The organism is Litoreibacter meonggei (assembly GCF_003663885.1).
In the GTDB taxonomy this organism is placed as follows: Bacteria; Pseudomonadota; Alphaproteobacteria; order Rhodobacterales; family Rhodobacteraceae; genus Litoreibacter; species Litoreibacter meonggei.
In genome coordinates this window covers 276,848-295,759 of record NZ_RCCE01000004.1, presented here as the reverse complement: position 1 = coordinate 295,759, position 18,912 = coordinate 276,848, and the positions used below count along the sequence as shown (strand labels likewise).

At 56.8% G+C, this 18,912-nt stretch carries 19 protein-coding genes; 4 read left to right on the top strand and 15 right to left on the bottom strand.

The genetic code is table 11. The annotated features are described in order from the left end of the window. Nucleotides 1-330: 330 nt before the first annotated feature. Complete coding sequence (locus BCF46_RS13390; protein WP_121025068.1) at nucleotides 331-981, top strand: invasion associated locus B family protein; 651 nt, start codon at nucleotides 331-333, stop codon at nucleotides 979-981. Between the two features lie 61 nt (nucleotides 982-1,042). On the opposite strand, the gene BCF46_RS13385 is transcribed toward BCF46_RS13390, so the two are convergent. Next, complete coding sequence (locus tag BCF46_RS13385; protein WP_121025066.1) at nucleotides 1,043-1,327, bottom strand: hypothetical protein; 285 nt, start codon at nucleotides 1,325-1,327, stop codon at nucleotides 1,043-1,045. 51 nt (nucleotides 1,328-1,378) lie between these two features. Beyond that, nucleotides 1,379-4,213 (bottom strand): bifunctional [glutamate--ammonia ligase]-adenylyl-L-tyrosine phosphorylase/[glutamate--ammonia-ligase] adenylyltransferase, encoded by a 2,835-nt coding sequence (locus BCF46_RS13380; RefSeq protein ID WP_245990133.1) that lies wholly within the window; start codon nucleotides 4,211-4,213, stop codon nucleotides 1,379-1,381. A gap of 17 nt (nucleotides 4,214-4,230) precedes the next feature. Here BCF46_RS13380 and BCF46_RS13375 point away from each other — a divergent pair, with 17 nt between their 5' ends. Further along, nucleotides 4,231-4,701 carry a YbaK/EbsC family protein gene (locus tag BCF46_RS13375; protein WP_121025064.1) on the top strand — a complete coding sequence of 157 codons (471 nt, stop codon included), beginning with the start codon at nucleotides 4,231-4,233 and terminating at the stop codon, nucleotides 4,699-4,701. Nucleotides 4,702-4,707: 6 nt separating this feature from the next. Here the strand turns inward: BCF46_RS13375 and lpxB are convergent, their stop codons facing one another. The 13 genes from lpxB to pyrH all read right to left on the bottom strand — a co-directional run bounded on the left by lpxB (nucleotide 4,708) and on the right by pyrH (nucleotide 16,926). Continuing rightward, nucleotides 4,708-5,892, bottom strand: coding sequence for a lipid-A-disaccharide synthase (gene lpxB / locus BCF46_RS13370; RefSeq protein WP_121025062.1), 1,185 nt, complete (start codon nucleotides 5,890-5,892; stop codon nucleotides 4,708-4,710). Continuing rightward, on the bottom strand, nucleotides 5,889-6,752 hold the full coding sequence (locus BCF46_RS13365; protein ID WP_121025060.1) for an LpxI family protein: 864 nt from the start codon (nucleotides 6,750-6,752) through the stop codon (nucleotides 5,889-5,891). Before BCF46_RS13365 ends, lpxB begins: the two co-directional genes overlap by 4 nt. Continuing rightward, entirely contained in the window at nucleotides 6,752-7,537 is a 786-nt protein-coding gene (lpxA, locus tag BCF46_RS13360) for an acyl-ACP--UDP-N-acetylglucosamine O-acyltransferase (RefSeq protein ID WP_121025058.1), read from the bottom strand. The genes BCF46_RS13365 and lpxA overlap by 1 nt, the downstream gene beginning before the upstream one ends. After that, nucleotides 7,534-7,989, bottom strand: coding sequence for a 3-hydroxyacyl-ACP dehydratase FabZ (gene fabZ / locus BCF46_RS13355; RefSeq protein WP_121025056.1), 456 nt, complete (start codon nucleotides 7,987-7,989; stop codon nucleotides 7,534-7,536). Before fabZ ends, lpxA begins: the two co-directional genes overlap by 4 nt. Nucleotides 7,990-8,057: 68 nt before the next feature. Next, nucleotides 8,058-8,672: an OmpH/Skp family outer membrane protein gene (locus BCF46_RS13350; protein WP_121025054.1), complete on the bottom strand. Its 615-nt coding sequence runs from the start codon at nucleotides 8,670-8,672 to the stop codon at nucleotides 8,058-8,060. Between the two features lie 2 nt (nucleotides 8,673-8,674). Continuing rightward, on the bottom strand, nucleotides 8,675-11,014 hold the full coding sequence (gene bamA / locus BCF46_RS13345; RefSeq protein ID WP_121025053.1) for an outer membrane protein assembly factor BamA: 2,340 nt from the start codon (nucleotides 11,012-11,014) through the stop codon (nucleotides 8,675-8,677). A gap of 139 nt (nucleotides 11,015-11,153) precedes the next feature. After that, nucleotides 11,154-11,279: a hypothetical protein gene (locus BCF46_RS20100; protein ID WP_281272099.1), complete on the bottom strand. Its 126-nt coding sequence runs from the start codon at nucleotides 11,277-11,279 to the stop codon at nucleotides 11,154-11,156. 66 nt (nucleotides 11,280-11,345) lie between these two features. Continuing rightward, entirely contained in the window at nucleotides 11,346-12,680 is a 1,335-nt protein-coding gene (gene rseP, locus BCF46_RS13340; protein WP_121025051.1) for an RIP metalloprotease RseP, read from the bottom strand. A gap of 32 nt (nucleotides 12,681-12,712) precedes the next feature. After that, on the bottom strand, nucleotides 12,713-13,888 hold the full coding sequence (gene dxr, locus BCF46_RS13335) for a 1-deoxy-D-xylulose-5-phosphate reductoisomerase (protein ID WP_121025049.1): 1,176 nt from the start codon (nucleotides 13,886-13,888) through the stop codon (nucleotides 12,713-12,715). Further along, nucleotides 13,888-14,679, bottom strand: a complete 792-nt coding sequence (locus BCF46_RS13330) for a phosphatidate cytidylyltransferase (RefSeq protein ID WP_121025046.1) — start codon at nucleotides 14,677-14,679, stop codon at nucleotides 13,888-13,890. Before BCF46_RS13330 ends, dxr begins: the two co-directional genes overlap by 1 nt. Before the next feature lie 33 nt (nucleotides 14,680-14,712). After that, nucleotides 14,713-15,438, bottom strand: coding sequence for a polyprenyl diphosphate synthase (uppS, locus tag BCF46_RS13325; RefSeq protein ID WP_121025044.1), 726 nt, complete (start codon nucleotides 15,436-15,438; stop codon nucleotides 14,713-14,715). Nucleotides 15,439-15,525: 87 nt separating this feature from the next. Further along, nucleotides 15,526-16,089 carry a ribosome recycling factor gene (gene frr, locus BCF46_RS13320; protein WP_121025042.1) on the bottom strand — a complete coding sequence of 188 codons (564 nt, stop codon included), beginning with the start codon at nucleotides 16,087-16,089 and terminating at the stop codon, nucleotides 15,526-15,528. A 111-nt stretch (nucleotides 16,090-16,200) separates the two neighbouring features. Further along, on the bottom strand, nucleotides 16,201-16,926 hold the full coding sequence (gene pyrH / locus BCF46_RS13315; protein ID WP_121025040.1) for a UMP kinase: 726 nt from the start codon (nucleotides 16,924-16,926) through the stop codon (nucleotides 16,201-16,203). 137 nt (nucleotides 16,927-17,063) lie between these two features. Between pyrH and miaA the strand changes: the two genes are divergently transcribed. Together miaA and BCF46_RS13305 are read left to right on the top strand one after the other, a co-directional pair. Next, nucleotides 17,064-17,942, top strand: coding sequence for a tRNA (adenosine(37)-N6)-dimethylallyltransferase MiaA (gene miaA / locus BCF46_RS13310; RefSeq protein ID WP_121025038.1), 879 nt, complete (start codon nucleotides 17,064-17,066; stop codon nucleotides 17,940-17,942). 112 nt (nucleotides 17,943-18,054) lie between these two features. Continuing rightward, on the top strand, nucleotides 18,055-18,840 hold the full coding sequence (locus BCF46_RS13305) for a helix-turn-helix domain-containing protein (RefSeq protein ID WP_121025036.1): 786 nt from the start codon (nucleotides 18,055-18,057) through the stop codon (nucleotides 18,838-18,840). Nucleotides 18,841-18,912 lie beyond the last annotated feature (72 nt).

The following is an 18,912-nucleotide window of genomic DNA, read 5'->3' as shown; positions in this document are numbered from 1 at the left end:
TCTCGATGGCCTCTCGCATGACTTCCTCCCTGTCGACTGGGCCGTGTCTTGCGACACGGTCTTTTTTTGTCAGATCAAATGTGAACAGATTGTCGCAGGTTAGCTGTTGACCGAAGTAGCAACGATGCCTAATGTCCGCCTCATAAGTCGGCCTAGTCCGACGGGGAGAAAAAATTCGGGGAAAGGGTCTGTTCGCAGACCCTTTTTTCATTGAAGCGCTGTGTAGGCGGAAATTGCCCTGCCCAGATGCCAATATGCGTTTTCCGACCTGACACCCATCTTCGCCCATGCTAAACCCCTGCCAATATCAAAATTGAGTAGCAGGATCACATGTCTGAGTATTTGAAATCACTTATGATCGGCGCCGCAATGGGCGCATTTGTAGTGGGCGGTGCAATCGCACAGACCACGACCGACACGACAACCGAGGCCACGACCGAAGCGGCAGAAGAAGCCCCGGCTGCTGAAGGCGAAGCGCCACGCGATGACGGCCTAAGCACTGGCGCTGAAGTGATCGAAGTCGGCTCGACCTATAAGGTTTCCGAGCATGGCGACTGGGAGCTTCGTTGCATCAAAGCCCCCGAGGGCACAAAAGATCCCTGCCAGCTGTACCAACTGCTGGAAGATCAACAGGGCAACTCTGTCGCCGAGATCAATCTGTTCAGCCTTCCACAAGACGATAAGCTTGCCGCTGGCGCGACCATCGTAACGCCACTCGAGACGTTGCTCACGCAAAACGTTCAGCTCTCCGTTGATGGTGGCAAACCGAAGGTCTACCCGTTCACCTTCTGTACGGCAATTGGCTGCTTCTCACGCGTCGGTTTCACCGCGGGTGATGTTGCTGCATTCAAAGGCGGCAATCTTGCCAAAATCGTTGTCGTGCCAGCACAGGCACCTGACCAGAAGGTCGAGCTGTCGATGTCCCTGAAAGGCTTCACAGCCGGGTTCGACGCTGTAACAGCCGCGGTTTCCGCCGAGTAATTTAAGCAAAGTTTGCTTTTTCGCCGCCATTCCGGATTGGGATTGGCGGCGTTTTTTTTCCCTAGGGCTTGCTTGGTTTCGCTTCAAGCCTCGCCTTACGACCGCCGCGCCGCTTTGCATCAGGCTTGTCGGCGAGTCCTTCTCGTAGAACGGCTGTCATTGGATGGCTTTCAGGTGCGGTCCCATAGGCGTCCAGCAAATGCGTGATTGCAGTATTGCTGTCCTGACCGTCAGGCAGGTTCAACGCCCAATCCAGAAAAATCGAGCGGCATTCGCCATAGGTGATCCCGTCGATCCTGTAGGCCTCACGGATCAGGCCTTTGCGGTCGATGCTGTTCATATCCATCTGTTGCTTCCTCGCAGGATTGATTGATCCACAGTTAATACGAAAACGGTGTTATCCCAGCACCTGTTCCACGACGTCCGCAGCCGTTTTGCGACATTCAATAACCCGGGACGCAAGTTTCTCAACAGTCTCGCAATCGCAATCGCGCAATAGCATCGCTACCCCGCCCGCACCCATTTCGTCTGGCGCGATCGCCTTGTTTGACATCAGCCGCGCCGCCATCTGGATATGAGAGAAGAGCGTGTGCGCATCCAACAACTGATCAAACTGCGCGTCGGTCAACAACCCCGCTCGTTTCGCGTCATTTAGTTGCGCTGAAATCTGGCGCTCGGTGCCTTTGCCGATTAGGCTCAATGCTTGGCTGAACAGTTCGATATCCTGTCGGCCGCCCGCGCCGGATTTAACGTCCCATAGTGTAGGCGCGCCCGACGCATCAGCCAAACGTTTCCGCATCTCCTGAGTTTCACGTTTGATGCGTTCCGCGTCATAGCTGCCTGACAACACCTGACACCGGACCGCCTCAACATCCGCTTGCAGTGATGCGTTCCCCGCGATGGCCCTTGCGCGGGTCAACGCCAGATGCTCCCAGACCCAGGCGTCATTGGTCTGGTAGCTCGTGAACGCCCCCAGAGAGGTCGCCACTGGCCCCGATTGCCCAGACGGCCTGAGCCGTAAATCAACCTCATACAAGCGCCCCTCGGCCATGGGGGCGGTCAGCGCGGTAACAAAGGCTTGTGTAAGGCGCGCAAAGTAGGTCCGCGTCTCAAGCGGGCGCCGCCCGTCGCTTTCCTCGACCCCACCGGGATCATAAATCATAATCAGATCAAGGTCGGATTGGGCTGTAAGCGCTGCTGCACCCAATGATCCCATTCCCAAAACCACAGCACCACGACCGGGGGCCGCCCCATGCTTGCGGGCAAACTCTGTTTCTACAACTGGCAGAAGTGCCGCCAAGGTGGCCTGCGCCAAGTCGGCATATTGGGCGCTGGCATCGTCTGGGCTCAGTAGGCCTTGCAGGTGATGGACGCCCACACGGAAATGCCATTCCTTCTGCCAGCGACGTGCCGCGTCAAGCCGCCCCTCATAGTCTGATATCTCATACATTTGTGTGGCGAGAAGCTCTGTCAGTGTTTCCACTTCCGGCCACGGCGAAAAGAAATCCCCACCGATCACAGCGTCCAGTACTGCCGAGTTGCGCGAAAGATACGTGGCCAGTGCAGGCGACGTGGCGCAAATATCCACGATCAGTTTGGTCAATTGCGGGTTTGCATCAAAAAGCGAGAAAACCTGAACGCCCGCAGGCAGACCGGACAGGAACCGCTCAAACTCCGCCATGGCTTCCGCTGGTCGTGTGGCCTGCCCCATTTGCTTAAGAATTGTTGGGAAAACACGTTTGAACAGTTTCACCGAACGCTCGGACCGCAGTGCGGCCAGGCTGCGCCACTGCTCCAGATATTTCGTAGGCGACAGCAATCCTTCCGTCTCGGGGACCTCCTCCGCCTCATCGGGGGCAAAGAAGCTATCGGTCACATCTGCCACCTCCTCCAGGCGGGCCAGTAACCCTGCCCTAAATATGGTGGTGTCCTCCTCCCCCATGAAGCGTGACAGACGTTGGAACCCTTCTTCGTTTTTCGGCAACTCATGGGTTTGCGCATCATTGATCATTTGCAGGCGATGCTCGACCTCGCGATGGGCAACATAGGCCGCTTGCAATTTGTCTGATGCCTCTTTCGGCACCCAGCCCGCCTCGACCAGCCGGTCCAACCCTTCGCGTGTGCCGCGCACCCGAAGATCAGGATCACGTCCGCCCGCGATAAGCTGTCGGGTTTGGGTGAAAAACTCGATTTCGCGAATACCGCCAGCCCCAAGCTTCATGTTATGGCCGTCAATCCGCATCGCACCGCCGAGCCCTTTGTGGCTGCGGATTTTCAATCGCATGTCATGGGCGTCCTCGATCGCCGCGAAGTCGAGATGCTTCCGCCAGATGAACGGACTAAGCCGGTCTAGAAACCGATCGCCCGCCGCTAAATCACCTGCACACGGTCGCGCCTTGATGAACGCCGCCCGTTCCCATGTGCGGCCAACACTCTCGTAGTACCGTTCCGCTGTTTCCATGGCGATGCAGACCGGCGTGACCGACGCATCGGGGCGCAGCCTCAAATCAGAACGGAACACGTATCCGTCGGCGGTAACGTCGGACATAAGCCCCATCAGCGCGCGTGTAATTTTTACGAAAGCCGTGCGGGCCACCAGGTAGTCGTCAGGTTCAAAGCGGCTCTCGTCGAACAAACAGATCATGTCGATGTCCGACGAATAGTTGAGCTCATATGCGCCCATTTTGCCCATCGCCAACACACACATGCCCGCACCGGACTCTGCATCCGCCTCAGTTTGACCCGGCAATTTTCCCCGTGCGATTTGTGCCGCCGTCAATTCTGTCAATCCACGTTGCAGACACCGGTCGGCAAGCTCTGTCAGGGCATGAGTGACAGTTTCCAACGGCCAAACGCCACCGATATCCGCGACCGCCGCAAGCAGCGCTATGCGCCGTTTGGCCTGTCTGAATGTTACTTTGAGATCGCCCTCGGTCTGTGTGATGTCGCGCCAGACGCCATCGCGTAGCTCTTCAGCTGTGCTCGACGCCAGAGCTGATATCCAATCGCGCTCCCGCATCATCAAGCCCGCCAGATAGGGGCTGCATCCGGCAGTGTTTTCCAACAGGGTCGCAAGTGGTTCGGGCAGATCAAGAAATGCGCCGCGCGCCTCGGCGCAACGCTCAATGTTGTGGGGCAACGGATGTCGGGTGATGTGATCTGAAAAAGCCATGACGTCACGATGAAACTCGCAGCAGGCAACGTCAACCTGCGCTTGCAGCTGCGTGGTCATCCCTTAATGTCGCATCTATGAGCAAAAGCCTGAAACGCGTCACCAAGGCCCTCGCCGATGCGGGGATCGACGTGGAAATAATCGAAACCGATGATCAGACACGCACCGCAGCACAGGCCGCCGAGCAGGCCAATTGCAGCGTCGATCAGATTGCGAAATCCATTATTTTCAGAGGTGAAGTAAGCGGAACTGCAATGCTGTTCCTAACCGCTGGCGGCAATCAGGTCGACGCGGCGAAGGCCAGCGTAATTGCAGATGAGCCTTTGGGAAAGGCGGATGCCGATCTGATCCGCAGCCAAACCGGCTTCGCTATCGGCGGCGTGTCGCCCGTGGGGCATCTGAACCCCATTCGCGCCTTTATCGATCCGCGCCTGATGGAGTTCGACGTCATTTGGGCAGCAGCAGGCACACCGAGGCACATTTTTTCGCTCGCTCCATCAGATCTCGTGGCACTCACCGGTTGTGAAATGGCGGACTTCACGATCTGAATTTGCTCAAACCTGAGGTGTATCAGCAAACCCCGCCACGCGCATTACAACCTTGGCCGCACGTAAGCCCGGTGGTTCATCCCCGCGCCCTAACCGCTCCATTGTGATCTCGGCGGCGGCAGCTTGTGCTGCACGGTCAGGTCCGGGAGTGAGCGCCTGATCCAATGCCCGCGCGATATCGACAGGTTTGCAGGCCTCGCCCAAAAATTCCGGCACTGTACGGGTCTCGGACACCAAGTTTACCAGTGTGACCGTATCAATCTGAAGCATCGCACGGATCAGTTTCCGTGACAGCCAATTCATATCGTAAGCAATCACCATCGGAACGGTGTTTGCGGCAAGTTCCAATGAGACCGTGCCAGACGCCGCCAAGGCCACATCCGCCGCTGCAAAAGCGGCGCGTTTTTCTGCAAGTGCTAGATCGGGATCTATCCCACGCGGATCCAGTATAACGGGCTCACCCGGCCAACCTTTTGTAAGCTGATACACCAATCCCGCAACGGGCGCTGCTGCGGGTATGACCACACGAATGTCGGGCCGCTTGGCGGCCAGCTTGTGCAAGCTTTCGCCGAAGATGTCGGCCAATCGCGTGACCTCGCCCCGACGCGAGCCGGGCAAGGCAAGGACAACGGGAGCCTCGCCCAAACCATAAGTGTTTCGGAGCCTGGACGCGTCTGATACATCGGCCAGCGGTTCCGCGACAACGGGATGGCCCACGAAGTCACACGCGAGCCCTGCGCGTTCCATATAAGGTGGCTCGAACGGAAGCAGCGCCATCACGTGATCAACGATCCCTTTCATCCGCTCGGTGCGTTTCGTGCGCCATGCCCAAACCGAGGGTGCCACATAGTGAACGGTCGGCACCGCTGACAAGCCGCGCAGCTTGCGCAACACCCGTAGACAGAAATCAGGGCTGTCGATAGTAACCACCACATCCGCGCCAGAGCCGATAATGTCCTCGACCGTTTGATCACGACGCCGGAATAACCCACGTAGTTTGGGCAGCACCTCCGCCAATCCCATCACCGACAATTCGTCCATGGGGAATAAGGACGTCATCCCCTGCGCTTCCATCAAAGGGCCACCGACCCCTTGGAACGTCACATTCGGGTTCAGTTGCTTCAGGCCGTCCATCAAGGCCCCGCCAAGCTTGTCACCTGACGGTTCTCCCGCGATGACATAGACCTTCATTCGCGCGCCCAAAGGAATAGACCGTGCTTTTCAACCAGCTTTGCACAAATCGAAGGCTGCAATAGGATCACACGACCCGCCTCCACAACAATCCCGTCGAGCCCCACCTGCACCGCGCGCAGGATCGTATCAGGGCCGATAGCAGGCATGTCGATGCGCAGTTCCTGCCCCGGCTTAGCTGCCTTGACCAGCACTCCGCCTTTAGATGGCAGCCCTTTTGCGCGTGCGCTTTTGCTTATTCCCAGAAGGTTACGTCCCCATGGCAAAGCCACCCGTTCTTGCAGCAGGCTTTGCATCATGAAATCCGTGCCGGGTTGTGCCTCGATCACCAGCGGTTGGCGGTTGTAAACGATACAAGCCTGCCCGACATCGGCCGCAGCCATGGCGGCGATCACCTCGATGCCGCGGTCCGCATCGCGCTCATGTGCCTCGGTGGGGCGTGCGCTGCCTATAAAGCCGGCTGGTGGCAAAATATCGGGCTGCACCTCATGTGCGCCAACGGGACGAATGCCCGCTTCCTCGAAAAAACCCAACACAAGCCGCAAGGCGGCGTCGTCACCCACCTGTAAGGCCTGCATCATCCTTGGAACGAGCGGCATAGTTTGTGGGTCAATCAATGCAGGGTCTAGCGGTGGGCGATCCACGCGTCCGGCAAAGCAAATCCGGTCGACACCCTGCTGTTTCAGCCACTCAATAAAGCTACCCAGGGTCTCGATACGAAACTTGCGCACGGGCTGATCATCCCGTGCGTCAGTGCCCTGCCATTCCATCTGACATAAGTGATACGGAGTGTTCGTCGCGGACAGGTGCTCCATCAGAAGCTCTGGCAGCGCGCCCTCTCCTACAACCAGCGCCAGCATCAGCGTGGGGTCAGGTACGACCGATCGCTGTCGCCCAAGATGAAGTCGACAACTTCGCGTACATATTCGCTATCAGTTTCATCGGCCAAGCGGCGGGCGCGATCCTGAAATGCACCATCTCCCTGACGCAGCATCTGATAGGCAGCCCGCATCGCAGTGATGTCTGCCCGCGCTACGCCAGCGCGCTTCATTCCGACATAGTTTAGCCCGTCCAACTCGCCGCGTGGGGCTTGCACCAAGCCGTAGGGGATGACGTCATTCGTTACCATGGTCACAGCGCCAATGATGGCGCCTCGGCCGATGCGCACAAATTGATGGATACCCGCAAGACCGCCAATGATAACCTTATCTTCGATAATGCAATGCCCTGCCAGTGCGGCTTGATTGGCCATGATCACACCATTGCCGACGATGGCATCGTGCCCGACATGGGAACCAGTCATGAACAAGCAATCGTCACCGACCTTGGTCAACCCACCACCACCGGAGGTGCCGGTGTTCATCGTCACGCCTTCGCGAATGCGATTTCGCGCGCCAACCTCTAGGCGGGTTTCTTCGCCGTCGAACTTCAGGTCCTGTGGAATTTCGCCAATAACCGCGAACGGGAAAACAATCGTATCTTCCCCAATGGAGGTTTTTCCGGTGACGACAACATGGCTCTTCAGCTCAACCCCTGCGGCAAGCTTGACGTTTGCCCCTACGGTGCAAAACGGCCCGATTGTCACGCCGTCGGCGATTTGCGCCCCGTCTTCAACGTAGGCAGAGGGATGGATAGTCGCACTCACTTCGGCAGGTCCATCATTGCGGTGAATTCGGCCTCAGCGGCCATCTCGCCCTCAACGGTTGCGACGCCCTTGAATTTCCAGACCTTTGCGCCCGCTTTGCCCCGCGTCACTTGGACATCAAGGTGCAATACATCGCCGGGCACAACCTTACGGCGGAATTTGCATCCATCGATGGCCATGAAATACACCAGCAGGTCTTTATCAGCCATGTCCATCGTAACGCCCACCATAACGGCAGCAGTCTGCGCCATGGCTTCAATGATAGTGACACCCGGCATGATAGGTGCGCCAGGGAAATGGCCTTGGAAATGCGGTTCGTTGAAAGTGACGTTCTTGATCCCACGCGCACTTTCACCAGCTTTGATGTCCACCACCTTGTCGACCAATAGGAACGGATAGCGGTGCGGGATGATCCGCTGGATCAGGTCAATGTCGGCAGTGGTTGGCGTCATGAGAATATCCTTTGGCGTTTAGCTCTTTTTGGGTAGCACCCACCCACTCGCGGCACAAGTTTGGTGCATCAGTTATCGGTGGAACTGTCCTCGGGTGCCTGCTCTGGTTCAGAATCAGGACGTGGCATTTGCGATGGTCCCGGCTCAACCGGTCGCGGCGAGTCCCCGATGACGGAATCAATACGTGCGATGGCCGCATCGGTTATGTCGATTTGACGAACCGAGAAAATCACAGCCGTATTGTTGAGAATGGCAACCGCGCCGGATTCTTCTACCAGTTCCAACAAAATCGGGAACGCCGCCTCGAAAAACCTTGCGCGTTCTGCCTCGGCTTGCCGTCTGATGTTGTCAGTCTTGGAGGCCTGCGCACGCCGAATGCCGGTCACGCGCTCGTCGAAATCAGCGGCAAGTTTCTGAAAATTCTCCGGAGCCATGCCCGCTCGTTCTTCCGTCAGGCGGCGCTCCTCCGCCTCCAGAGCGGCCTCGATCTTCCGGTTTTCTTGCGACAGATCGTTAGATTGTTTTTGCAAGTCTTCCTGCACGCGTTTGCCGAATGCAGATGCCGCGTACATGCGGTCTTGATCCAATGTAAGGACCGGACTGGGTTGCAGACCCTGTGCAAAAACGGGGTTGGCGAAGGCCAAAGCCAGCACCAACGCGCTTAGTGCACGTCGCAAAGCCATACTCAGAACTTTGTCGAAACGGTCAAATCGAAGGAGCGCTCCTGGTCATAGTCTTCTTTGACCAACGCTTTGGAGAAGTTGAACCGAAGCGGTCCGATCTGCGTATCCCAAAGCACAGAAACCCCGATAACCGAACGCAGCTTGAAGCTATCATCTACCCCGGCCGCGGTGCCGTTGTTGGTGTCATCCAAACCCCATAGGGACCCGACGTCGAAGAAGACCCCACCACGGATGCCGTATTCCTCTGGCAGTCCCAGTGGGAAGTCAGCTTCAACACGGGCCACGGCGAAGTAGTTACCGCCAAGTGCATCGCGATTGGCGCTCGCCAAGTCACGAGGCCCCATACCCGCGCCGTCAAAGCCACGCAGCTTGCTTGAGCCAAGGAAGAACCGCTCGGTAATACGGCTGTTCCCAGTCAGGCGCGTATTAGCGCCGAATTCGAGTTGAGCGCGCAATGTGATTTCTTCGCGTGCTACCTTTGTTTCGGCTGCGATGAGACCCGTGGTCTGCACGTAGCGCAATCCACCGCCGACACCGGCGATTTGTTGACCGAAGCGCAAGAGAACACCACCAGTTGGGTTCAGACCTGTGCGGCGCGTATCGTAGGAATAGAGATATCCAACCGCAGATGTGTAGGCTGAACTCTCATCGCGTTGAATTATCGTAGACGTAGTTGGATCAACATTCTTGATCGCGTCTTTGGATATCCGGTAGTTCAGACGCAAGCGGCCATTCTCGGAAACCGGAAACTCGATGCTAGGTTCGAAGCCGACATTCTGGGTGTCATAGTTGGCGTACTGACTGTCCGTTGTGCGGTAATAGACGTTGAGACCCAGCGACAGATCACGACCCAAGAAAGCGGGCTCAATGAAGTTGACGGACGTATTCTTATTGTCGGATCCCGTATCGAACGAGAACGACAACGTCTGGCCGCGACCAAGAAAGTTCCGCTCCGAGAAGTTCACGCTGAACGACGCACCGGCATCCGCGCCGTAGCTCACCCCGAACCCCAGCGAGCCGGTCGTTGTTTCTTCGACATCAACGTCAACCACAACTTGTTCCGGGCCGCTGCCCTGACGGGTGTTCACATCTGCCGTGGAAAAATAGCCCAAAGCACGGATACGCTCTGCGGCGTCGCGAATTTCACGTGGATTGAATGGGTCACCTTCCACGGTTTTGAACTGGCGACGCACTACTCGGTCAAGTGTCGTCGCGTTGCCCTCGATGTCGATGCGCTCCACAAAGACGCGTGGGCCACGAATGATCGCGAACTCCACATCCAGTGTGATATCCGCATCGTTGCGGGTGATGCGCGGCTCCACACGAATGAAGTTCAGCCCTTTTTGCAGCGCCAGCCGCTCCATACGGGTGATGGTGTTTTCGATCTTGGCAGGAGAATAGACCTGCCCCGGCTTCAGTCGTGCAACCTTCTGGTACTCGTCGGCGTCAATTTCGGGCAGATCGGAATAAGTACTTACCTGCCCGACTTTGAATTGTTGACCTTCGCGAACTTTGAAGCTGACAAAATAGCCATCACGCTCACGGGTCAGTTGTGGCGTGGAGGACAGGACTTGGAAGTCGACATACCCGCGCGAAAGGTAGAAGTCGCGCAGTAGCTGTCGGTCAAATGCAATGCGGTCGCTGACAAACGTATCCGACTGAATGATGGACCGCAGCAAACCGGCCTGTTTGGAATCGATGACACGACGCAATCTGCGATCGGAATACGCGCGGTTGCCGATGAAGCTGATACGCTCCACCTCGACCACATCCCCTTCGGAAACTTCAAACACCAGATCAACGCGGTTGTTCGAGCGCGGAATGATGCGAGGTGTCACAGTCGCGGCGATGCGGCCGGCCTGATTGTATCCCTCTGCCAGCAATGCGGCATCAGCTTCTGCGGTAGCCGGGCTGTAGACCCGACGCGACTGCGATTTCAGAAGTGGAATAAGGTCTGCGTCTTTGAGGCGCTTGTTGCCCTCAATGTTCACACGGTTGATCGTCGGGTACTCTTTAACGGTCACAACAAGGCGATTGCCGACAGGAACCACATCTACGGTTTCAAACAGACCAGAGCGCTGCAAGCGTTGCACCGCATCATTGAGTTGGCCTGCCGTCGCGCTTTGTCCGCGCTCAAGCCGCAAATAGCTTAGAATGGTCGCATCTTCGATGCGCTGATTGCCGTCAATCTGGACCGACGAAATCGGAAAACTTTGTGCAAATGCCGGTGTAAGCGGCACGGCGCTTCCGACCGCGGCAATTGCTAGTCCGGACAGGGCTGCCCTAACGCACTGAATTTTAATGAATTGACGTGCGTTCTGCGTCGCTTTTGCGATCTTCATGTGTTTGGGTCCCGCTCTGACACTCTATGTTGTGTGTTCGGTCTAGCCCGAGTCTGAACGCTTGTCAAAACGAAGACCAAAAAAGGCGCTCTGAAAACAGGCGCCTTTCGTCTCGTTGTGTTACAGATATTTCAGCGGATCAAAGACCGGCGAGTAAACCCGCAGTTGCCAATGCCGCGACGATGGCCACAGGCCATAGCAGACGGTCCCAGTTGAGACTAAGCAAAAGGCTCAGGCCTTTGTAGCTGCTTTGAAAAGTTTGCATATGTCCATTCCCTCACAGAAGACGGACCCTTTTTCCTCTTCAAATGTGGCGCAAATAGGGCAAGATTCAGGCACAAAAGAAGTCATTTGTTAACGCAAAGACCATCAAAGATAGCAACAACATCAGGCCGCCCATCATCATGGCGTTCAGTGCCTTGTCACTCGGCGGTCGCCCGACAACAGCCTCGTAGGCGTGGAATACCAGATGACCGCCATCCAACACAGGGATCGGGAACAGGTTCAGCAGACCCACTGCTGTGGACAACACCGCAATGAACCAAATGAAGCTCACGGCACCCTGAGAGGCCATGTCGCCGGAGGTTTGGGCAATGCCAATCGGGCCTTGAATATTGCAAGAGCTGATTGCGCCCGTCACCATATGCCACATGCCTGAAAGGCTGGATTGGGCAATGAACCAGGTCTGGCGCACGCCGCCCCACAGCGCGTCACCTGCGCCGAGCGTCTCGCGAGTCGGCTCGAAGAACGCCCCGCCAGAGAACCCGATCAGCCAGCGCGACTCAAAACCATCCTCGGTGGGTAGATCGCGTTGACGTGGTGTCAGCGTTTTCTCCAACACCTCGCCATTGCGCCACACCAGCAGCTCCAACGGCTTGTCTTGGTTGATTTGGGCCGCATCTTGCACTTCGCTGAGCGCGAAGACTGGCGTGCCGTTCACCGACTGGATCACGTCGCCCACTTGCAAACCACCATCCATCGCCGCCGATTTCGGCTGCAACTGGTCGATCACCGGAGGGAATGGAAACACGCTGTCAAAGCTTACGGTTCGCCCGTCACGCCCAACCTCATAGGATGTGGTTTGCGCGGCTTCGGCGTCGCGGGCCGCAACGTAAAAGTCTTCCAGATTTGTAATCTCAGCGTCCCCCACCCGTAGGATGGTATCGCCCTCTTGAAACATATCTACCGGCCCCGGCAGCGGCTTGAGTTTGCCAATGACGGCCTCGTCAGTCGTGGTGCCAGAAAACAGGAAAACGCCGGTAAATACCAAGATCGACAAGATAAAATTGAACACAGGTCCCGCCGCCACGGTCGCCGCACGGCGCCACAGATCTGCGCCATGCATAGTGCGTTTGCGTTCGGTCGCGGTCAGTGTCGAGATCGCCTCACCGTCCTTGCCAGATGCAGCATCGGAATCGCCCAAGAATTTTACGTATCCGCCAAACGGGAGCGCCGCTACCTGCCAACGGGTTCCGCGCTTGTCGACTCGTGAATAGAGAACAGGTCCGAACCCGAGGGAAAATACTTCAGCGTGGATGCCACACCAGCGGCCTACAATGTAGTGCCCATATTCGTGGATGGCCACGATCACGCTCAGCGCCACAACAAATGCAACTACTGCTCCGACAAAGCCACCAAACGAGGGAAGCATCCCCAAAATATCCATAAACCGCCCTTTCGCGTCTCTTGTTCTGGCGTCTAGCGCACCAGTGTATCCCGCATTAGTTCCCGAGTCGTCATGCGTGCCAAATGGTCAGTGGCGAGCACCTTATCAAGGGTGAGTATGTCGCAACTAAGACCATTGCGCTGCTGCAAACGGTTCAACACTTCGTCAACAAGGCGCGCCATATCGAGAAAACCGATCTTTCCGTCGATAAATGCGTCCAGCGCCGCCTCTTTCGCAGCGTTGAACGCGGCACCTGACAATCCGCCCGTTTCCATTACATCGCGTGCAATGCGCAGTGCGGGGTATCTGGCCTCTTCGGCCGCCCTGAAATTCAGGCTTCCGATCTGCACCAAATCAAGCCGTTCTACAGGAACATGGCCACGATCCGGCCAATGCAGCGCGTAGCCGATGGCGTGGCGCATGTCAGCCGGACCTAGATGCGCCATAAGCGCACCGTCATTGAATCCCACCAGCGCGTGGATCAGGCTTTCCGGGTGAACAACCGCCTCGATTTTGCTGGGGCTTACTCCGAAAAACTCTTTTGTCTCAATAAGTTCCATCGCCTTGTTAAACATGGAGGCGCTGTCGATTGTGATGCGCCGCCCCATATCCCAGTTCGGGTGGGCCGAAGCCTCGGCCAACGTCGCATTTTCTAGGGCGTCCAGTGGCCAATCGCGGAAAGCCCCGCCGGAAGCTGTGATAATGACTCGCTCAACCGCGTCGATGTCCTCCCCCACCAAGGCTTGAAACACGGCAGAATGCTCGCTGTCTACGGGAAGGATTGTTGCTCCGTATTTTGCGACTTCTGCCATCAGGTAAGGCCCCGCCGTCACAAGGGATTCCTTGTTGGCCAACGCCAGTGTGGTCCCATGACGCAAGGCCCGAAGGCCCGGAACCAACCCTGCCGCCCCCACGATTGCCGACATGAACCAGTCCGCCTTGCGGTCGGCAGCTTCGGCCACGGCATCAGCGCCTGCGGCCACTTCGATACCTGTACCAGTGAGCGCTGCCTTCAGGTCGCCGTAACACTCTTCAAATGCTGTCACCGCAAGATCGGCGTTCAGGGTGATCGCTTGTTCTGCCAAGCGTGCCACATTACGCCCGCCGGTCAAGGCGACCACGTCGTAGCACTCTGGTGCGCGAGCTATCAGGTCGACAGTATTCTCACCGATGGAGCCGGTAGAACCGAAGATCGTAACCCTACGCATCAGCCAAGTACCGGTGGGAAATCCACAATCTGCTCGATCAGCAGCAAAAACACAGATGCACCAAGCATCCCGTCAAAGCGGTCGAACACGCCACCATGGCCGGGGATCAGGTTCGATGAATCCTTTACGCCCATTTTGCGTTTCATCGCACTTTCGGCGATGTCGCCCATCTGGGACGCCATTGAGATAGCGACAGAAATTCCCAGAATTTCCACACCAACCCCAGGCAAGCGCATGAAGAACGCTCCGACAATTGCAGCCGCAACCCAGCCAGCGACAGTACCGGACCACGTCTTCTTTGGACTCACACGCGGCCAAAACTTTGGTCCACCAAAGATACGGCCCGCAAAATAGCCCAAAACGTCCGTTGCAATGACAACAAGCGCAAGCCACAGCATCCAAATGAAGCCGAAATCGACCCGCAAAATTGCCAACCCGTAACAGGAAATCACGATGAGCGCCGCGAACATCATATACAATGTTCGATTGCTGTTCAGTAAAGCGATACCAGCCATAGCAGGGATCAGGATGAACGGTAGCCCTACCCCGGGTGGCAGGTAGCTGACCGCCAGAAACGACGCCGCCGCGATTGCGGCCATGATGAGGGCCCGGTTCTGCTCGCCACCGATCATGCGGACAAGCTCCCAAACCAGCGCGCCGCAAACGACCGTCAGCAACGCCATGAACCAAAAGCCTCCTGCCCAAACCGCGCCGATACCGACGACGGCCATCACAGCGGCAGAACTCATGCGGGCTGCCAGATCGGAGAATTTTTCAGATGATGCGCTCATGTCGCCTCCCCATAGTTGCAGGCGAGCGGCCTATCAGGCCTTCACAGCGCCAAAGCGACGGTCACGGCTGCCATAGCGGGCCACGACGCTGGTGAACACCTCTGGCGTGAAATCCGGCCAATGCGTGTCGATAAACTCATACTCCGCGTATGCTGATTGCCATAGCAAAAAGTTGGAAATCCGCGCCTCGCCGGAGGTGCGGATCACCAGATCCGGATCAGGCAGTACATAAGTGTCGAGGAAAGAAGCGAGCACTTCGGAATTCACCTGCTCAGGCAATAGGCGCTTTTCCGCGATTTCCACGGCCAAGCGCTGCGTGGCACGTGTCACCTCATCCCGCGCACCATAGTTGAGCGCGATTGTCAGATGGGTTGTGTCGTTCTTTTCGGTTAGCTTTTCGAGGTAATCCATCAAAGCCTGAAGCTTCTTGTCCAGCTTCTCGCGATCCCCAATGAAGCGTACCCGCGTACCAAGCCGGTGCAGATAATTCGCCTCGCGCTGGATATAACGCCGAAAAAGTGCCATCAGACCGGACACTTCGGATTGCGTTCGTTTCCAATTCTCAGTCGAGAATGCAAACATTGTCAGGTACTTAACCCCCAATTCCGGGCAGGTTTCAACTGCCTGACGAACGCGTTTAGCGCCAGCTTGGTGACCAAAGAGCCGGGGTCGATTGCGCTGAGTTGCCCACCTGCCATTGCCGTCCATAATGATGGCAACATGCTTCGGGCCATTCGGATTAATATCCACAACACTCATCTCAATACCTCAATTTATAACTTGTTTTTTTATCATTACCAAAAAAGGCCGCCAATGTCAGGCGACCTCTTGCGGGGAAAATTCAAGTTAGACCTGCATGATCTCTTCTTGCTTATTTTCAAGCGCTTGATCCACCAGCTTGATTTGCGCGTCGATCATGTCCTGAGCCGCGGTCTCCCAGAATTTCTGGTCGTCCTCGCCCATGCCGTCGGCCTTGGCCTTTTTGATCTGATCCATCGCATCGCGGCGGATGTTGCGGATAGCCACACGGGCATGCTCGGCATATTGGCCGGCCACTTTGGTCAATTCACGGCGTCGCTCTTCGTTCAGCTCTGGGATCGGCAGCATGATAATCGTGCCATTTAGTTGAGGATTGATCCCCAAGCCACTCTCACGAATGGCTTTTTCCACCTTCCCAACAAGCCCCTTGTCCCACACATTGATCGTTACCATACGCGGCTCGGGGACGTTCACGGTGCCGACTTGGTTAATCGGTGTCATGGAGCCGTAGGCATCGACCATAACCGGCTCCAACATCGATCCTGATGCGCGCCCGGTGCGCAGCGAGCCAAATTCGGTCCGCAGGGATGCCATCGCGCCATCCATGCGGCGCTGGATATCGTCGGTGTCGAGCATGAAGTCTTCAGACATATCGGGTCTCTTATCTTTAGGGCTTTTCGGTTATCACTGTTTAAATCAGCGTCTTCACTTATGCTAGTGGCGCTAAATATCTCCGCAGGTGTGTGTCTTAAAGCGCGATACTTAATCCGCGACGATCGTATAGGTGCCTTCGCCCGCAAGGATGCCCTTGAAGCCTCCCGGCTCGTCCAGCGAAAATACGATGATCGGCAGATCGTTGTCGCGGGCCAGTGCGATGGCGGAGGCATCCATCACGCCGAGACGCTTTTGCAGGACGTCATCAAAGCTGACCTTGTCATAGCGCACCGCATCTTCGAATTTGGCGGGATCCTTGTCATAAACGCCGTCGACCTTGGTGCCCTTGAATATCGCCTCACAAGACATCTCGTTCGCGCGCAGCGTGGCCGCAGTGTCAGTCGTAAAATACGGGTTCCCCGTTCCAGCGGCAAAGATGCACACACGCTTTTTTTCCAAGTGGCGCACCGCGCGGCGTCGGATATACGGCTCAGCCACTTCGTTCATGGTGATCGCCGAAATGACCCGTGTGTGGATTTTGAGAGCTTCCAATGCGCCCTGCATCGCCAGTGCGTTCATTACTGTAGCCAACATCCCCATGTAGTCGGCTGTGGTTCGCTCCATCCCCTGTGCGGAGCCCTGCAATCCCCGGAAAATGTTGCCGCCCCCTATGACCATGCAGATTTCAACGCCCATTTCGTGAACCGATTGCACTTCGCGTGCGATACGCTCCACGGTTGGCGGATGAAGGCCGTATCCCTGATCCCCCATCAATGCCTCGCCGGATATTTTCAACATAACGCGCTTGTAAGTCGTCTTGGAGGCATCGGTCATGGCAGGGCAGCCTTTCTGGGGGTGCTATTTGAGCAGTTGCAAATTGGGGGCAAAATGTCGGAAAACCCAGCGAGTTTCAACGCCGAAGCGCCTAACGCCCACGACAATCTGACAATTGCTGGAAACCGACCCGACCGATGCTGCCGCTGCTCCACCATCTAGACGCCAATCAACCCGTGCTGATCGCGGGCCCGACGGCGTCGGGCAAGTCAGCCTTGGCGTTGCATATCGCCACAGAACTTGGCGGCACGATCATCAACGCCGACGCGCTTCAGGTCTTTGATTGCTGGCAGCTCTTGTCGGCGCGCCCCGATGAAAGTGAGTTGGCTCAGGCCAAGCACGCGCTTTACGGGCACGTCCCCTACCGCGAGACGTATTCCACAGGTCATTGGCTGCGCGATGTTACTGCCGAGCTTGGAAAACCATCCCGTCCGATTATCGTCGGCGGCACAGGATTGAACTTTGCGGCGCTAACGCAAGGCTTGGCTGACATTCCCGCTATTCCGCCTTATGTGCGCGCGCAGGCAGAAAACCTGACCCGCGACGACATGCTCGCCGTGCTGGATGCCGAGACCACCGACCGCATCGACACCCTGAACCGCGCCCGTGTGCAGCGGGCTTGGGAGGTACTTGAAGCCACGGGCCGCTCGATTAGTGCGTGGCAAGCCGAGACGCCGCCACCAATTTTGCGCCGCGACGCCTGCGCGGCGTTCGTGTTGAACGCTCCGGTTGCGTGGCTTGACGACCGGATCATCCGCCGATTTGACCAAATGCTACAAAAAGGTGCATTAGAAGAAGTACGCGCTTTGCAATCCGACTGGGACATCCAACGTCCCTCGTCCAAGGCCATCGGCGGCCCCGAGCTTATGGCACATCTGAACGGCGAAATTTCGCTGGACGAAGCCCGAGAGCGCTCAATTATCGCTTCGCGCCAATATGCAAAGCGCCAAAGGACATGGTTCCGCGCACGCATGAAGGAATGGACGCAGGTTTCCGCCGATGAATTATCGCTTTGACACAGAAATGCCTTAATTCGCCATTTGACAGCAAACGGCCATGCCAACTACTAATCGTATGTTCTAATTAGTGTTCCCGCATTTCAGCATTTCAGTAATCGCAGGACAATTCATGACCCGCCAGACACTTCTACCCAAAGTCGAAACCCTCGCGACCCATCAACGGTCGGAGGCGTGGCGCACAGATGCCGCCCAATCACTTGATCATCCGATCTTGTTCTGGATCACACGTGGTCAGGGGCGCATCATGGTGGATTGCCGGATGCGCGGGATCGGGCCCAACACTGCCATCTTCATCCCAGCCAACACGTTGTTCAGCTATGAGATGTTCGCAAGCCCGCAAGGCATGGTCGTGTCCCTGCCCCGCGATGACAGCGCAGGATTTCCGCGCCGCCCGGCTTTGCTGAAAGCCTCGACAGTGCAGATGCAAGGCGAGATCACCGGCTTGATTGATGCGCTGTCACGTGAGTTGGGCGAGTTGCGCACCGGTCAACGTCGCGCGGTTCTAGCCTATGTCATGATGCTTGGTGTGTGGCTGGATCGCGCTTTGACCGACCAGCCGCAGGGTGAGCTTGGTAAATCAGACCGCGTGCTTCAGAAATTTAGCCACGTGGTCAGCATCGGGCACAGCGACGGCAAATCGCTAGGCGAGTTTGCGGCTGATCTGCAAGTTACTCCTACACATCTGACGCGCCTCACGCAGAACGCGGTGGGCAAACCCGCATCGACGCTTTTGCAGGAACGGGTGATTCAAGCCGCGTGCGAAGCGCTGCTCCACACCGACCGCCCCGTGCAGGACATTGCCGAAAAGCTTGGATTTTCCAGCCCCGCGTATTTTACCCGCGCATTTCAGGCACATACGGGAAAAAGCCCTTCTGCCTTCCGTAAGGTAAGGTGATTTTTCCGCTAATGACCTGTTTGGCAACACAATTTCCGCGGCAACTTACCTGAATTTAGGATGGTGTCGCTT

Bases quoted from the DNA above. Each gene is read 5' to 3' on its own strand.
- miaA (WP_121025038.1), top strand. From the start codon at position 17,064: ATGCTGCCGCTGCTCCACCATCTAGACGCCAATCAACCCGTGCTGATC.
- BCF46_RS13330 (WP_121025046.1), bottom strand. From the start codon at position 14,679: ATGAGCGCATCATCTGAAAAATTCTCCGATCTGGCAGCCCGCATGAGT.
- frr (WP_121025042.1), bottom strand. From the start codon at position 16,089: ATGTCTGAAGACTTCATGCTCGACACCGACGATATCCAGCGCCGCATG.
- dxr (WP_121025049.1), bottom strand. From the start codon at position 13,888: ATGCGTAGGGTTACGATCTTCGGTTCTACCGGCTCCATCGGTGAGAAT.
- fabZ (WP_121025056.1), bottom strand. From the start codon at position 7,989: ATGACGCCAACCACTGCCGACATTGACCTGATCCAGCGGATCATCCCG.
- BCF46_RS13305 (WP_121025036.1), top strand. From the start codon at position 18,055: ATGACCCGCCAGACACTTCTACCCAAAGTCGAAACCCTCGCGACCCAT.
- pyrH (WP_121025040.1), bottom strand. From the start codon at position 16,926: ATGACCGATGCCTCCAAGACGACTTACAAGCGCGTTATGTTGAAAATA.
- lpxB (WP_121025062.1), bottom strand. From the start codon at position 5,892: ATGAAGGTCTATGTCATCGCGGGAGAACCGTCAGGTGACAAGCTTGGC.
- BCF46_RS13350 (WP_121025054.1), bottom strand. From the start codon at position 8,672: ATGGCTTTGCGACGTGCACTAAGCGCGTTGGTGCTGGCTTTGGCCTTC.
- BCF46_RS13375 (WP_121025064.1), top strand. From the start codon at position 4,231: ATGAGCAAAAGCCTGAAACGCGTCACCAAGGCCCTCGCCGATGCGGGG.
- BCF46_RS13385 (WP_121025066.1), bottom strand. From the start codon at position 1,327: ATGGATATGAACAGCATCGACCGCAAAGGCCTGATCCGTGAGGCCTAC.
- BCF46_RS13365 (WP_121025060.1), bottom strand. From the start codon at position 6,752: ATGCTGGCGCTGGTTGTAGGAGAGGGCGCGCTGCCAGAGCTTCTGATG.
- uppS (WP_121025044.1), bottom strand. From the start codon at position 15,438: ATGAGTGTTGTGGATATTAATCCGAATGGCCCGAAGCATGTTGCCATC.
- BCF46_RS13390 (WP_121025068.1), top strand. From the start codon at position 331: ATGTCTGAGTATTTGAAATCACTTATGATCGGCGCCGCAATGGGCGCA.
- bamA (WP_121025053.1), bottom strand. From the start codon at position 11,014: ATGAAGATCGCAAAAGCGACGCAGAACGCACGTCAATTCATTAAAATT.
- rseP (WP_121025051.1), bottom strand. From the start codon at position 12,680: ATGGATATTTTGGGGATGCTTCCCTCGTTTGGTGGCTTTGTCGGAGCA.
- BCF46_RS13380 (WP_245990133.1), bottom strand. From the start codon at position 4,213: ATGACCACGCAGCTGCAAGCGCAGGTTGACGTTGCCTGCTGCGAGTTT.
- BCF46_RS20100 (WP_281272099.1), bottom strand. From the start codon at position 11,279: ATGCAAACTTTTCAAAGCAGCTACAAAGGCCTGAGCCTTTTGCTTAGT.